This window comes from Priestia filamentosa (assembly GCF_900177535.1).
Classification (GTDB): Bacteria; Bacillota; Bacilli; order Bacillales; family Bacillaceae_H; genus Bacillus_I; species Bacillus_I filamentosa.
In genome coordinates this window covers 455,007-468,701 of sequence record NZ_FXAJ01000001.1, presented here as the reverse complement: position 1 = coordinate 468,701, position 13,695 = coordinate 455,007, and the positions used below count along the sequence as shown (strand labels likewise).

At 36.9% G+C, this 13,695-nt stretch carries 13 protein-coding genes; 2 read left to right on the top strand and 11 right to left on the bottom strand.

Annotated features, from left to right (window positions below; all coding sequences use genetic code 11):
• Nucleotides 1–244: 244 nt before the first annotated feature.
• The gene (locus B9N79_RS02515; RefSeq protein WP_085117701.1) at nt 245–2,290 is read right to left on the bottom strand and encodes a sigma-54 interaction domain-containing protein; all 2,046 of its coding nucleotides are present in this window, start codon (nt 2,288–2,290) and stop codon (nt 245–247) included.
• Nucleotides 2,291–2,405: 115 nt separating this feature from the next.
• On the opposite strand from B9N79_RS02515, the gene B9N79_RS02510 reads away from it, so the two are divergent.
• A complete protein-coding gene (locus B9N79_RS02510; protein WP_019391557.1) occupies nt 2,406–2,648 on the top strand; it encodes a DUF2627 domain-containing protein in 243 nt (80 codons plus the stop codon).
• A 38-nt stretch (nt 2,649–2,686) separates the two neighbouring features.
• Here B9N79_RS02510 and B9N79_RS02505 read toward each other — a convergent pair whose 3' ends face one another.
• The 4 genes from B9N79_RS02505 to B9N79_RS02490 form a co-directional block, all read right to left on the bottom strand.
• On the bottom strand, nt 2,687–3,400 hold the full coding sequence (locus B9N79_RS02505; protein ID WP_040056768.1) for a glycerophosphodiester phosphodiesterase: 714 nt from the start codon (nt 3,398–3,400) through the stop codon (nt 2,687–2,689).
• 144 nt (nt 3,401–3,544) lie between these two features.
• A complete protein-coding gene (locus B9N79_RS02500; RefSeq protein ID WP_019391555.1) occupies nt 3,545–4,189 on the bottom strand; it encodes a nitroreductase family protein in 645 nt (214 codons plus the stop codon).
• A 17-nt stretch (nt 4,190–4,206) separates the two neighbouring features.
• Complete coding sequence (locus B9N79_RS02495) at nt 4,207–5,049, bottom strand: VOC family protein (RefSeq protein WP_019391554.1); 843 nt, start codon at nt 5,047–5,049, stop codon at nt 4,207–4,209.
• Between the two features lie 2 nt (nt 5,050–5,051).
• Entirely contained in the window at nt 5,052–5,438 is a 387-nt protein-coding gene (locus B9N79_RS02490; protein WP_019391553.1) for a DoxX family protein, read from the bottom strand.
• A 149-nt stretch (nt 5,439–5,587) separates the two neighbouring features.
• Here B9N79_RS02490 and B9N79_RS02485 point away from each other — a divergent pair, with 149 nt between their 5' ends.
• Nucleotides 5,588–5,905, top strand: coding sequence for a winged helix-turn-helix transcriptional regulator (locus B9N79_RS02485; protein ID WP_019391552.1), 318 nt, complete (start codon nt 5,588–5,590; stop codon nt 5,903–5,905).
• A gap of 62 nt (nt 5,906–5,967) precedes the next feature.
• Here the strand turns inward: B9N79_RS02485 and spo0A are convergent, their stop codons facing one another.
• The 6 genes from spo0A to dxs all read right to left on the bottom strand — a co-directional run bounded on the left by spo0A (nt 5,968) and on the right by dxs (nt 13,543).
• The gene (spo0A, locus tag B9N79_RS02480) at nt 5,968–6,759 is read right to left on the bottom strand and encodes a sporulation transcription factor Spo0A (protein WP_040056769.1); all 792 of its coding nucleotides are present in this window, start codon (nt 6,757–6,759) and stop codon (nt 5,968–5,970) included.
• A 245-nt stretch (nt 6,760–7,004) separates the two neighbouring features.
• Nucleotides 7,005–8,282 (bottom strand): SpoIVB peptidase, encoded by a 1,278-nt coding sequence (gene spoIVB, locus B9N79_RS02475; protein WP_019391550.1) that lies wholly within the window; start codon nt 8,280–8,282, stop codon nt 7,005–7,007.
• Nucleotides 8,283–8,445: 163 nt separating this feature from the next.
• The gene (gene recN, locus B9N79_RS02470) at nt 8,446–10,155 is read right to left on the bottom strand and encodes a DNA repair protein RecN (protein ID WP_046217847.1); all 1,710 of its coding nucleotides are present in this window, start codon (nt 10,153–10,155) and stop codon (nt 8,446–8,448) included.
• A gap of 14 nt (nt 10,156–10,169) precedes the next feature.
• Entirely contained in the window at nt 10,170–10,619 is a 450-nt protein-coding gene (gene ahrC, locus B9N79_RS02465) for a transcriptional regulator AhrC/ArgR (protein WP_019391548.1), read from the bottom strand.
• A gap of 198 nt (nt 10,620–10,817) precedes the next feature.
• Nucleotides 10,818–11,642, bottom strand: a complete 825-nt coding sequence (locus B9N79_RS02460; RefSeq protein WP_019391547.1) for a TlyA family RNA methyltransferase — start codon at nt 11,640–11,642, stop codon at nt 10,818–10,820.
• Nucleotides 11,639–13,543, bottom strand: coding sequence for a 1-deoxy-D-xylulose-5-phosphate synthase (gene dxs / locus B9N79_RS02455; protein WP_019391546.1), 1,905 nt, complete (start codon nt 13,541–13,543; stop codon nt 11,639–11,641). Before dxs ends, B9N79_RS02460 begins: the two co-directional genes overlap by 4 nt.
• Nucleotides 13,544–13,695 lie beyond the last annotated feature (152 nt).

Here is a 13,695-nt window from a genome sequence, read left to right as displayed (position 1 = left end):
AACCTTTACCTTTCGTTTAAAGTTTTAACAAAGTGAAGATTTCTCAACCAGAAAGTTGCAAACTTACTTTGTTTTTTACGAGATACGAGCAAATTTGCTCTCCTCTCTATACTTATGCAAAAAGCATGCCAGCACTATATGTATGAAATATCACTCGTTGAAAAAGAAAAAACATGCAACAAATTGCAGGGTGAGCAATTTACTGCATGCAAATTATAACATGAATTTTATTTTTGTGTAGAATTTAGAGCTGATATTTTTCTAGTTTATAGTAAAAAGAGCGAATGGAGATGCCAAGTTGCTTTGCTGTTTTTGTTCTGCTTCCTTTATTTTTTGCTAAAGCTTGGGCTAAAATTTTCTTTTCATGCTCTTCTAAAAGAAGAGCTAACGACTTATCTGTTGCTACTTTCTTTTCATCGTTCGAAGCTACCTTTTTCTTTCTTTCAAGAGTCGGAATATGTTCAACATCTATCAATTGTTCATTCATTTCCATGTAAATAATTGCTCTTCCTAACACATTTTCAAGCTCACGAACATTGCCTGGCCAATCATACGATTGCAAATAAGCTAGCGTTCTATCTGTAATTCCTTCTACATTGCGTCCATAATCAGCATTAATTTTTCGAATTAAGTGATTACAAAGTTCTTTAATATCTTTTTTACGATCGCGTAAAGGAGGAATTTGAATCGGAATTTGGCTTAAACGATAATATAAATCTTCTCGTATTTTACCTTCTGTAATACCTCGTTCAAGATTGACATTTGTAGCTGCAATAACCCTTACGTCAATTGGTTTTGGTACAGTACTGCCAACACGGATGATTTCACTATCTTGTAGAACACGTAAAAGCTTTGCTTGCGTATTTGCCGAAAGTTCTCCAATTTCGTCTAGAAAGATACTTCCATTATGAGCTTCTTCAAAAAGCCCTCTCTTTCCCCCTCTCTTTGCTCCTGAAAACGCTCCTTCTTCATATCCAAAAAGTTCACTTTCAAGTAAAGATTCAGGGATAGCCGCACAGTTCACTCTAACAAATTTGTTATATTTTCGGTCACTTTCATTATGAATAGCATGCGCAAAAAGTTCTTTTCCTGTTCCAGATTCTCCTCTTAAGAGCACTGTAGCAGGTGTCTTTGCCGCTAACTTTGCCTGCTGAATCGAGAGCATGAATGCTTCTGATGAACCGATGATATCTTCAAATGCATATTTCGCTTCAAGCGTACGAATGATTTGGCGCGCTCTTTTCAAAGCATTTGTTAACTCTGTAATTTCAGATACATCATGGATAACACCAATGCTTCCTTTTAAAATTCCATCTACAATAATTGGCGCCACGTTCACGAAAACATCACGCTTATGGGGACCAACTTTCATGCGAACGCGGCGGACAGGACGACGTGTTTTAAGCACTTTCATATGCATGCTTTCACCTTCTGAAATATCTGCCGTTGCTGGAAGACCGATTACATCTTCTTCTTTTAATCCGGTCATCTTTGTATATGCTTTATTAATTAAAATACCGTGTCCTTTTTCATCCACAACAGAGATTGCTTCTTCAGAAGATTGGATAATTGCTTGAAGCATTGTTTGAAGCTCTTTTACATTTGTAAGCTCTTCTGCTAAATGAGCAACATCTGTCACATCTTTAAAAATTGAAAAAGCTCCGTAAAGATGTCCTTTCTCATCCACAAGAGGAACGCGTGATGTAATGATATTTCTCCCATTATCAAGAGTGAATTTTTGATCTTTATCAACTCGCCTTGTATGAAGAGTTTCAATAAGCTCACTTGATGGCATTGTTTCATGAATATGCTTACCAACAACGTCTTTTGCTTTTAAATTGGTCATATGCTCTGCACTTTCATTCAAAAGAGTTACAATCCCTTTTTCATCAATCGCGATCATTCCGTCATGTGTTGCATTAAAAATGAGCTCTTGTTTATATGATTCCTGCTGCAGAGTTTCAATAAGTTCTTCCTTATCCTCAAGCAGAGAGGCAATAATGAAAGCAACCGTACCTGGAATAAGAACCGTATGGTCGTGTTTTTTTGCTCGTATTTTTTGAAATACGCTCTCATCTCCTGTTGTATCAATAACAATATCAACAGCCTCTGTTAAAAAGGAACTCCATTCCCTTCCTGTTGAGATTCGTTCCTTTTGTGCGAGTAACACCCCCTCTGCCCATTCATTATAGTCAATCATTCCGATTACTTTAAATGAATCGGATTGGAGAAGCAATTTAAGAAGAGAAGTCCCTCCTTTTCCACCTCCAACAATTAATACATTTTGCATTAACATCACCTTATCGTTTATAAAAGTCGTTTTACTTTTTTCTAAAAAAGGATAAGCAAATCAAAAACTCGAATATATTTATATCGACGCCTTTAAGGAAAGGAGCATACTTTATATGATTCGTATTATTGCTTTGCTTGTTATGGTTATCCCAGGAGTTATTGCTGCCTTTGGGATTAAATTGATGCGAGATATGCTTTTTGGTCAAACTGTCGAACCTTTTACTTCCCTTCCACTGCAATTTTTCATAGGCTTTATTCTATTTGCAAGCGGCCTAAGCTTTGTAGCAGGGTTTGTTCTTTATCGCGATCGGAAACGAAAAAAAGTTCAGCGACGCTTCCAACGGCCTTGGAAGTAGATGAACAAAAAAGGCGGGAAACAGCCGCCTTTTAGTCGTTATTTCAATAACTCAATAGCCCTTTTAGGATAATCTGTCACAATTGCATCACAGCCAGCTTTTTTCATTTCTAGCATTTCCTCTTTTTTATTCACTGTATAAGGACGGACTTTAAGACCTTCTTTATGAGCTGCTTTAACAACAACTTCTGTAACGTTCCTACTGTTTGGATGAAGTCCCTCACTTCCTAGATGTTTTGCATATTGCCACGGTTCAAAAAGTTTATGGGAATACAAAACAGCTGTTTCAAAACGAGAGTCATAGCTAAGTACGCGTGCCAAACTATTATGATTAAAAGAAGAAAAAACAATTCGATCTTTCAATCCATATTGGTGAACTAAATCAATCACTTTCCACTCCAAAAGCGGATATTCGATAACATTATTTTTCAATTCAATATTTATAAAAAACGTTTTTTCCTTTGCCCATTCAAACACTTCGGGCAATGATGGAACCATACATTTATTATGCTCTTTAAACTTATATTTTGCATTTAACTTGCGAAGATCTTTGTAAGTGAGTTCCCCTATGTATCCTTTGCCATCTGTTGTTCTGTCTACTGTCTCATCATGAATAACAATAATTTCTCCGTCTTTTGAAAGATGAACATCAAGTTCAATTCCACTTGCACCTTCTTCAATTGCTCGTTGAAATGAAACCATTGTATTCTCAGGACATGTTCCTGCTGCACCACGGTGGCCGATAATTTCCATACTTCTCACTCCCTTAAGTTTTTGCATATTCTGTACGCTTTTACTTTACATGATTTTCAGTAAATGTTCTACTGCTAGAAGCATTCCTTTCTTTTTTCGCTCACACAAAAAAGCTAACCACAAGTAAGCGGTTAGCTTTTTTCATTAGTTATAGAAAGAAACTCGTTCTGCTAATGGTTTGAACGTTTTCTCACCTGGTGCACTAGTTGGCTTCCCAAACGGCATTTGGGCAATCAATTTACAATTTCCTTGTACATTCCACTCATTCTTCACTTCTTCATCAATCAATGGATTGTAATGTTGAAGAGATGCTCCGTATCCCTCTACTTCCAGTGCTGTCCAAATAACGTGTTGCAACATTCCACTTGATTGTAAAGACCAGAGTGGAAAGTTTTCTGCATATGATGGGAACTGTTCCTGAAGTGATTGGACAACATCCATATTTTCAAAAAACAGCACAGTCCCATAACCGCTTTTAAAACCATTCATTTTATTTTCTGTTTCGCTAAAAGCATCTTCTGGCACAATTTTACGAAGCGTTTCTGTTGTAATGTCCCAAAGTTTTTTATGGCTTTCCCCTGTTAATACGACAACAGATGCACTTTGCGAATTAAAAGAAGATGGTGTATGTTTTACAGCATGTTCAATAACTTCTTTCAATCTTTCATCTGAGATAACTTTCTCATTGCTAATCCCATAAATTGAACGTCGACTTTCGACAGCCTCATAAAAGTTAGTTCCTTTTGTTTCTTCTTGTTCACTTCCAAACACTTTTTGTAAAAACCCCATCATTTCTCCTCCTTATATCAGAAAACTAATTTGATTCTATTTCCACTCTCGTCTTCGACTGTAAATACATCACCTTGTTCTTTTACATGGAACCCAAGAGAAATTAATCTTTCAATCGCTTTGTCTCTTTGCTCTTTCGTATCGTAAAAAAGAGTAAATGATTTTAAACCTACATGTTCAGGTTTTGGATTTTTAGCATCCTTACCTGCCCAAACGTTAACTCCAATATGATGATGATAGCGATGAAAAGAAAGAAAAAGCGCATGCCCTCCGTAATTTGTTACAATATCAAGTCCTAAACCTTCTTTATAAAATTTCTCTGCTTCTTCAAGATTACGAACATGCAGGTGGATATGTCCAATAAGAGTTTTATGCGGGAGACCTTTCCACTCTTCATCCTTTGGAAGCTCATTTAAAAGATTGTGTCCATCAAGTGGTTTTGTATCCATAATAACTTCATTATTTTGCCACTTCCATGTTGATGAATCACGATCAGCATATACTTCAATTCCGTTTCCATCTGGATCTGATAAATAAAGTGCTTCACTTACAAGGTGGTCAGATGCGCCAAGTTCAATGCCTTGTTTTAAAAAGTGCTTTAGAATTAAAGCTAAATACATGCGTTCTGGTAATAAAATAGCAAAGTGATAAAGTCCTGTTGTTTTTCCTTGCTTCGGACTATAGTGTTCAAGCTCTTTTAAAGAAAGCAAACTTGTTTCACCATCAGCTGTAAGAAAAGCTTCTTTTTCTGTTTTTTCTAATACAGAAAAGCCAATCACTTTTTTATAGAAGGAAATGGATCGTTCTAAATTTTCAACTTTAAGTTCCACATGTTGAATTGGATAGCTTTGAAATTTCATCTTTATTTTTCCTTCTTTGCCCACAAATTTTCAAGCGAATATGCTGTATTTTTAACAATTGCTAGATGAACGGCCATAACAAGTAATGCTAGGTCAACTTCATATCCACCAACAAAGCCTGCTGATAGCTTAACTTTTAGAATAGCTCCTGCTAAAACGAAGAAGAACAAAGCTGCAATAATACGGGTTCCAACACCTAAAACCATAAGAATTCCACCAACTAATTCAATTGTTGCTACAACGTAAGCAGAGAATCCTGGAAAACCGACACTTTCAAAGAAAGCAACCGTATTTTCAATTCCTCCCTGAAATTTTTGAAGACCATGAATAAAAAATGTAATTCCTAAAAATACACGTAAAAGCGCTGAACCTACTCTATATCCTGTCATTATACTTTCTCCTTTTCTCTATTTGTTAGTAACTTACTTTATGTAAGTTATTATATTTTTGTTATTAGTTTATGTCAAGTAACTTTTTGAGTCAAAATCATTTAATTATTTATTTTAATGATTATAATAGAAGGTAGGGAGTGATACATTTGGATAGATCATTAATTTGCCCACGTTTTGAAAAAGCTATGAGCATATTAAGTCAAAGATGGACTGGATTAGTTATTTATCAACTTCTAACAGGTCCACAGCGCTTTTGTCATATTGAATCATCCATTGGAATTAGTGGTCGCGTGCTGTCTGAACGCTTAAAAGATCTTGAACATGAAGGAATTGTAAAACGCGAAGTGTTTCCTGAGACACCCGTGAGAATTGAATATTCCTTAACAGAAAAAGGAGCAGCACTAGAACCGCTTATGAACGAAATTGAGAAGTGGTCACAGAACTGGTTAGAAGCGCAAAACTAAATTACAAAAAAAGACCAATGACTAATCATTGGTCTTTTTTGCGCCAAAAAGGTCTAACCCTTTCAACTTGCTTTATGCTCAAGGCGTAATTTATCTGCTACCATTGCAATAAATTCGCTATTTGTTGGTTTTGCTTTACTCATGCTTACTGTATAGCCGAAAAGCGAAGAGATCGATTCAATATTTCCTCTACTCCATGCAACTTCAATTGCATGACGAATAGCGCGCTCAACGCGACTTGCTGTTGTGTTATATTTTTTAGCAATGTCGGGATATAAAACTTTTGTAATAGAACCAAGCAGCTCAATATCTCTATATACCATTGCAATAGCTTCTCGCAGATACATATATCCTTTAATATGAGCAGGTACGCCAATTTCATGGATAATGCTCGTAATATTTGCATCTAAGTTATTGCTCTTATTTTCTCGTTGCACTTTAATTGCTGAATTTTGTGGGCGAGTTGTAAAAGTTGGCGCTTTTCCGCTCACTTGGCGGATATTGTTGACGAGATTTTCCATATCGAACGGTTTAAGGATGAAGTATGCAGCACCTAAGTCAACGGCTTTCTTTGTTACATCTTCTTGTCCGAACGCAGTTAACATGATGACATTAGGTGCTTTTTCAAGATCCATCTCTCTCAATTTTGTTAATACCGCTATCCCATCTAAATGGGGCATAATAATATCTAATAGCAACACATCAGGTTTTTGCTCTTTGACTAACGAAAGGCACTCTTGGCCATTATAAGCAGCCCCTACAACTTCAATATCTTCTTGTGTTGAGAGGTAATCTTCTAATAAGCTCACGAGTTCACGGTTATCATCAACTAAGCAAACCTTAATCTTTTTCAATATAACTCCTCCTCGATCCCATATAATAAGCTACTGTGTCGATAGGTCTCTAAACTTATTCTAAATGAACAATTCGACAATGCAAGACCATTTCCTTTTATTTTTTGGATAAAAGGTGATTCCTTCCACCATTTTAACAAAAATACTGTTATATTGATAAGAAATGTCAGCACTTTAAACAATATGACAAAGGTCAAAAAGTTTCTGTTTAGAAAAGAAGAAATGACAAAAAAGACGAACTATAATTAGCTCGCCTTTTGTCGTGGATGTTCATAAATGTCTATTCCTGCTTCGTTTAGCATCCATTCAATATGGACCCCGTATCCTGATGTTGAATCGTTAACAAAAACGTGAGTTACAGCACCAACTAAGCGACCGTCTTGAATAATAGGGCTTCCACTCATGCCTTGCACAATTCCTCCCGTTTTCTCGAGAAGTTTTGGATCTGTTACTTTAATTACCATTCCTTTTGTTGCTGGAAACTTCTGATCAACTGTACTTACAATTTCGACACTAAACTCTTCTACTTTATTCTCTTCAATTACGGTTAAGATTTTGGCTGGCCCCTTTTTCACTTGATGTGAAAGCGCAATAGGAAGGGGTTTGTTCACAATGTTGTTTTCTACTTGTTCCGTTAACTTCCCGTAAATACCAAACGGGCTGTTGCGCGTAATGTCACCAATTACAGAACGTTCCGAAGAAAAACGAGCAAGCTTCTCTCCAGGAGCTCCGTCACTTCCTTTTTCAATCGATGTAACCGTTGACTTCATAATTTGTCCATCTTTCACAACAATCGGCTTTTTCGTATCCATATCCGAAATCACATGTCCAAGAGCTCCATATTTTTTCGAATTTGGCTCAAAAAAAGTCATCGTACCAATACCAGCTGCTGAATCACGAATATATAGTCCAATTCGATAAGCATAATCTCCTTTATCCTTCAATGGATAAAGTTTTGTTTTAATACTTTGATCATCACGAGTAACTGTGATGTTAAGTGGATCCCCACTTTTTCCTGCTTGTTTGATAAACGGAGTTACATCACTCATTTTCTCAATGTTTTTCCCGTTGATTTCAGTAATCATATCTCCAACTTGGATTCCTGCAATTTCACCTGGAGATTTTTTTCCTTCTTTTGTATCAACCTGATGATATCCAACAACAAGAACACCTTTAGAGTTAAGTTTTACTCCAATCGATTGTCCTCCTGGATATACTTTAAAATCTGGAAGAACTTTCACATCAACTTCTTTTGCTGGAAAAGCGCCTGCTTGGACAACGAGTTTGCTTTCTCCAGCATTATTACCACTAACTTGCCATGTTGAACTTTCCTTTTCAGGTTCTACTGAAACATTTGGCTGATTTGATGACACTTGCTGAGCGGACTGAATGGGCAACGTTTGATTTTCAAAAAGGGTGATGTTTGTTGGGATTTTTACATATTGCTGCACACTTGGTATAAAACCTATTACGATGAGCGAAACAAGGAGAATTGTTCCTATCCATTTTCTATATCTATCCATTGAACATTTCACTCTCCTCGCTTCCTGCCACACACACTTCTTCGTTGAATAAATAAGCACCTGAGATTGTAAAATGAAGCTTTTGCTTATGTCTTTAATGTTACCTTCTTTGCGCACAATTATAACTACGAAAAACGAGAAAAAGTAGGGAGAATTTGTCTCCCTACTTTTTCAGCTGATGCGCAAGCTCAAGCAGCTCTTTTGCATGTTCTTTTGTTAAATCTGTCACTTCAACTCCTGCAATCATACGACCAATTTCAATAATTTTTTCATTAGAACTAAGCGTTGTAACGCTTGTTTGAGTTCTATCGTTCACAGATTTTTTAGCAATAAATAAGTGCGTATCAGCCATTGCTGCAACCTGTGGCAGATGGGAAATACAGAAAACTTGTGAACCTGTTGAGATTTGGTAAATCTTCTCTCCAATAGCTTGAGCAACTCGCCCACTTACTCCTGTGTCTACTTCATCAAATATAATAGATGTTACACCTTGATGATGTGAGAAAATACTTTTAAGCGCGAGCATAATTCTAGAAAGCTCTCCTCCTGACGCTACTTTTGATAAAGGCTTCAACGGTTCACCAGGGTTTGTTGAGATGTAAAACTCCACATGATCAATTCCGCTTTTCGTAAATTTTACATTTTTTTCACTAAGGGGCGCTTCTTCTCCACGTTTAGCAAACTGAATTTTAAATACGGTTTTAGCCATATAAAGAGCTTGAAGCTCATGATGAATCTTTTCTGTTAGCTCTTCAGCCAGCTTTTTTCGAGTATGAGAAACATTTTGCGCTTCTTTAAAAAGTTCACTTACCACTGACTCAAGCTGTTTTTCAATTTTAGAAATATGTGTATCTCTATTTTGAATCGTATCAATTTCTTCTTCAATAGCATCAGCATACTCTAAAATCTCTTCCACCGATTGTCCATACTTTCTCTTTAAGTGATTGATCTCATTTAATCTAGCTTCAATAATATCAAGCCGATTTGGATCAAATTCTAAAGCATCAAGCTGTTGGCGAATGCTGTATGAGACGTCTTCAAGTTGATAAAAACAGTTTGACACTGTTTCTGAAATTTCTTTATAGTCATTTTCTAAGTCAGCAATCTCACCTGTGTTGTTCATTGCAACAGATACTAAATCAAGCCCTCTTTGTTCCCCGTGCAAAGCATAATAAGCATCTCTGAGCGAGCTATAAATCTTTTCATAGTTCGAAATTTTAATTTTCTCTTCAAAAAGATTCTCATCTTCTTTTGGTACAAGTTCAGCTGTTTTGATTTCATTGAGCTGAAATTGAATTAAATCTAGCCTGTGGGCCCTTTGCTGCTCATTTTCCGTTAGCTTTTCCATTTGTTTTTTCAGACTTATGTATTCATCATAAAGCGAACCGTATACCCCTAGCGCTTTTTCAATAGTCGAACCACCATATTGATCAAGCAATGTTAAGTGTCGATCACCATTCATAAGGTCTTGATGTTCATGCTGCCCGTGAATATCAACAAGCGTTCCACCGACTTCACGTAAAATTGCAAGTGTCACAAGCTTTCCATTAATGCGACAAATGCTTTTTCCGCTCGCTGTAATCGAGCGCCTTAGCACAACCATCTCATCCTCCACTTCAATTCCAAGCGACTCTGCTTTTTCAAAGCAGGGATGGCTTTTTTCAATTAAAAACAGCCCTTCTATTTCTGCTCGATCCGTACCGTGTCGAACAAATTCAGCAGAGCCTCGTCCTCCAACAAGTAAATGAATCGCATCAATAATAATAGACTTTCCAGCCCCTGTCTCCCCTGTTAAAACAGTTAATCCTTTTTCAAATGAAAGAGATAGGCTTTCGATAATTGCAAAGTTTTTAATCGATAGTTCGGCTAACACTCCTACTCACATCCCTACAGCATTTCTAAAAAGCGATTTGAAATCGTTTTGGCTTCCTCAGACGTTCTACAAATAATTAAGCACGTATCGTCTCCACAAATTGTTCCTAAAATTTCCTCCCAATCTAAGTGATCAATAAGAGCTCCAACTACGTTTGCATTACCTGGCAACATTTTCATAACAAGCAAATTCTCAGCTGCATCAATTTTTATAAATGCATCTGTAAGAGCACGCTTTAATTTTTGAAGAGGATTAAAACGCTGGTCAGCTGGTAAGCTATATTTGTAGCGCCCATCAAGCATTGGCACTTTTACAAGATGAAGTTCTTTAATATCACGGGAAACCGTTGCTTGTGTAACATTAAAACCTAAGCTTTTTAAAATATCGACTAAATCATCCTGTGTTTCAATATCGTTATTTGCAATAACTTCTCTAATTTTAATATGTCGCTGTCCTTTATTCATCATTTACACCTCACATAATCTTTGAATTTAAATTATAGCTATGTATAAGAAAAAGTTTTCTTGTTTTTTTATAAGCTCTCCCTTTTTCACAAAACAATGTATGTAATACTATGTTAGCTAATTATCGCAGCTTAGACAACTTATAAAGCAAGCCATGACAAACTTTAAGCGGCGCTATAAAAAGCACCGCTTAATTTATTACCCTTTTTTTAAAGCCGCATGCGCTTGTGTTACGGCTTGTTCTATTGTTGTTTCAGAAAAAGTTTCGCCAACTTCTTTTTCTCCACTCCACTTTAGATGAAGAAGAAATTCAATATTTCCATCTCCCCCTGTAATTGGAGAATACGTCAAAGAAGCAATATCATATCCTTCATGAAGAACAAATGTACAAATTTCTTGGAGTACATCTTCATGTACAGCTCGATCTCTGACAATTCCTTTTTTCCCAACTTGCTCACGTCCTGCTTCAAACTGTGGTTTCACAAGAGCCACAACATCACTATTGGGGACAAGTAATGTTTTAAGAACCGGAAAAATTAATTTTAAAGAAATAAAAGAAACGTCAATAGAAGCAAATTGCGGCATTCCAAACTGTAGCTGATCTGGTGTTACATAGCGGAAATTTGTTCTTTCCATCACAACTACACGTTCATCTTGACGCATTTTCCATGCAAGTTGGTTATATCCCACATCAAGTGCATAAGAAAGCTGTGCTCCATTTTGAAGAGCGCAATCTGTAAAGCCACCTGTTGATGCTCCGATATCTAACATAATTTTATCTTTTACAGTAAGATTAAATTCCTTAAGCGCCTTTTCGAGTTTAAATCCTCCTCTGCTTACATAAGGCATTACTTTTCCTTTTACAGTAAGAGGTGTATCAACTGAAATTTTTTCTCCAGGTTTATCTAATCTTTGTTCATTTGTATATACGAGACCTGCCATGACAGTTCGTTTGGCTTTTTCACGTGTTTCCACTAAGCCACGCTCCACCAATAACACATCTACACGTTCTTTTTTCGTCACCTTGCTTCAAGTCCTTTAGTCTTTTTTACGTTCACACGCTTTTGTAAACGAGTTACAACATGTTCTGTTGTAAACTCAATTTCTTCTAGAAGGCGATCAACGCTTCCATGCTCTACAAAGTAGTCTGGAATTCCCATGCGATCAACAAGTGAACTATCATACCCATGATCTGAAGCAAACTCTAATACAGCACTTCCAAATCCACCTTCTAAAACAGCTTCTTCAATAGTCATGATTGGCTTATTTTCTTTAAACAGCTCATGAAGCATATTATGATCAAGCGGCTTAATAAAACGAGCGTTTACAATCTTAACAGATATTCCGTTCTTCGCCATCTTTTCACGCGCTTCTATTGCCATCTCAATTGAAGGGCCGAATGTTAAGATTGTGGCATCATGCCCTTCTTTTAACACTTCCCATGTTCCAATTGGAATTGTTTTTAGTTCTTTATCCATTGGAACACCAAGCCCATTTCCACGCGGGTAACGTATTGCAATTGGACCATCGTTATATTGAAGAGCTGTGTACACTAAATGCTGGCCTTCATTTTCATCTTTCGGCATCATCATAACCATGTTTGGAATATGGCGCATAAAGGCAATGTCAAATACGCCTTGATGTGTTTCTCCATCAGCTCCCACAAGACCTGCTCGATCAATACCAAAGAAAACGTTCAAGTTTTGACGACATACGTCATGCACAACTTGGTCATACGCACGCTGTAAAAATGTTGAATAGATAGCTAAAAACGGTTTCATGTCTTGTGTAGCAAGTCCTGCTGCTACAGTTGTGGCATGTTGTTCAGCAATTCCTACATCATACATGCGCTCAGGAAATTCTTTTTGGAAAGCTTCAAGCTTTGAGCCTACAGGCATAGCTGGTGTTATCGCAACAACTCTGTCATCTTCACGTGCTACTTTTTGAACAGTATCGCTGATAACTTTACTCCACGCTGGAGGCGTGTCTTTTGGTTTAATGAAGTCACCTGATTCAATCTTGTAAGGGCCTGTACCATGCCATGTTCCAATTTTATCGCTTTCAGCAGGCAAGTATCCTTTTCCTTTTTTCGTTAAAACATGCACAAGGATAGGACCTTTTGTTTTTTTAGCATAGCGAAGATTATCGAACAGTTCCTCATAGTTGTGCCCATCAACAGGACCAAGATATGTGAAACCAAGTTCTTCAAAGAACATGCCCGATACAAACATATACTTTAGACCATCTTTTACACGTTCAGCTGTTGAAGCTAAACGTCCTCCAACAGATGGAACTTTTTTAAGTAAAAACTCAAGTTCATCTTTAACCCAATGATATTTGCCAGCTGTGCGCAAACGACCTAGCACATTATGCAGTGCCCCAACGTTTGGGGCAATAGACATTTCATTATCATTTAAAATAACGATCATGTCTTTTTGCTCATGTCCAATGTGGTTTAAAGCTTCCAAAGCCATTCCACCTGTTAAAGCTCCATCACCAATAATCGGAATGATATAGTCATCTGTTTTCTTCAGATCTCTTGCAATAGCCATTCCCATTGCCGCTGATAAAGACGTTGAACTGTGACCTGTTTCCCAAACATCATGTTCGCTTTCATTACGTTTCGGAAATCCACATAGTCCTTTGTATTTACGTAATGTATCGAACTTACAGGCACGTCCAGTTAAAATTTTATGGACATATGATTGATGTCCAACATCCCATAAAAACTTGTCTTTTGGGCTATCAAAAATTTTATGAAGCGCAATTGTTAATTCAACAACCCCAAGATTCGGACCGATGTGGCCCCCTGTAACGGACAGATTCTCGATCAAAAAGCGTCGAATATCTTCTCCAAGTGACTCTAATTCACTAGTAGACATTTTCTTTAAAAATGCCGGATTTTTTATTGACGTAAGATCCAAATCGGATCACTCACTTTCGTACTTAGTTAGCCACACTACTTTAGTAGCCTTCCTTGAAAAAAGAGCCGCTAACACAAACGTGATAACGGCAAGAAAGAATCACTTTCTAATTTTCAAAAAAAACTAAACACTCCATAGCATAATTGTGACAT

Bases quoted from the DNA above. Each gene is read 5' to 3' on its own strand.
- ahrC (WP_019391548.1), bottom strand. From the start codon at position 10,619: ATGAATAAAGGACAGCGACATATTAAAATTAGAGAAGTTATTGCAAAT.
- B9N79_RS02505 (WP_040056768.1), bottom strand. From the start codon at position 3,400: ATGGAAATTATCGGCCACCGTGGTGCAGCAGGAACATGTCCTGAGAAT.
- B9N79_RS02490 (WP_019391553.1), bottom strand. From the start codon at position 5,438: ATGACAGGATATAGAGTAGGTTCAGCGCTTTTACGTGTATTTTTAGGA.
- spoIVB (WP_019391550.1), bottom strand. From the start codon at position 8,282: ATGGATAGATATAGAAAATGGATAGGAACAATTCTCCTTGTTTCGCTC.
- B9N79_RS02510 (WP_019391557.1), top strand. From the start codon at position 2,406: ATGATTCGTATTATTGCTTTGCTTGTTATGGTTATCCCAGGAGTTATT.
- B9N79_RS02515 (WP_085117701.1), bottom strand. From the start codon at position 2,290: ATGCAAAATGTATTAATTGTTGGAGGTGGAAAAGGAGGGACTTCTCTT.
- B9N79_RS02495 (WP_019391554.1), bottom strand. From the start codon at position 5,049: ATGAAATTTCAAAGCTATCCAATTCAACATGTGGAACTTAAAGTTGAA.
- B9N79_RS02500 (WP_019391555.1), bottom strand. From the start codon at position 4,189: ATGGGGTTTTTACAAAAAGTGTTTGGAAGTGAACAAGAAGAAACAAAA.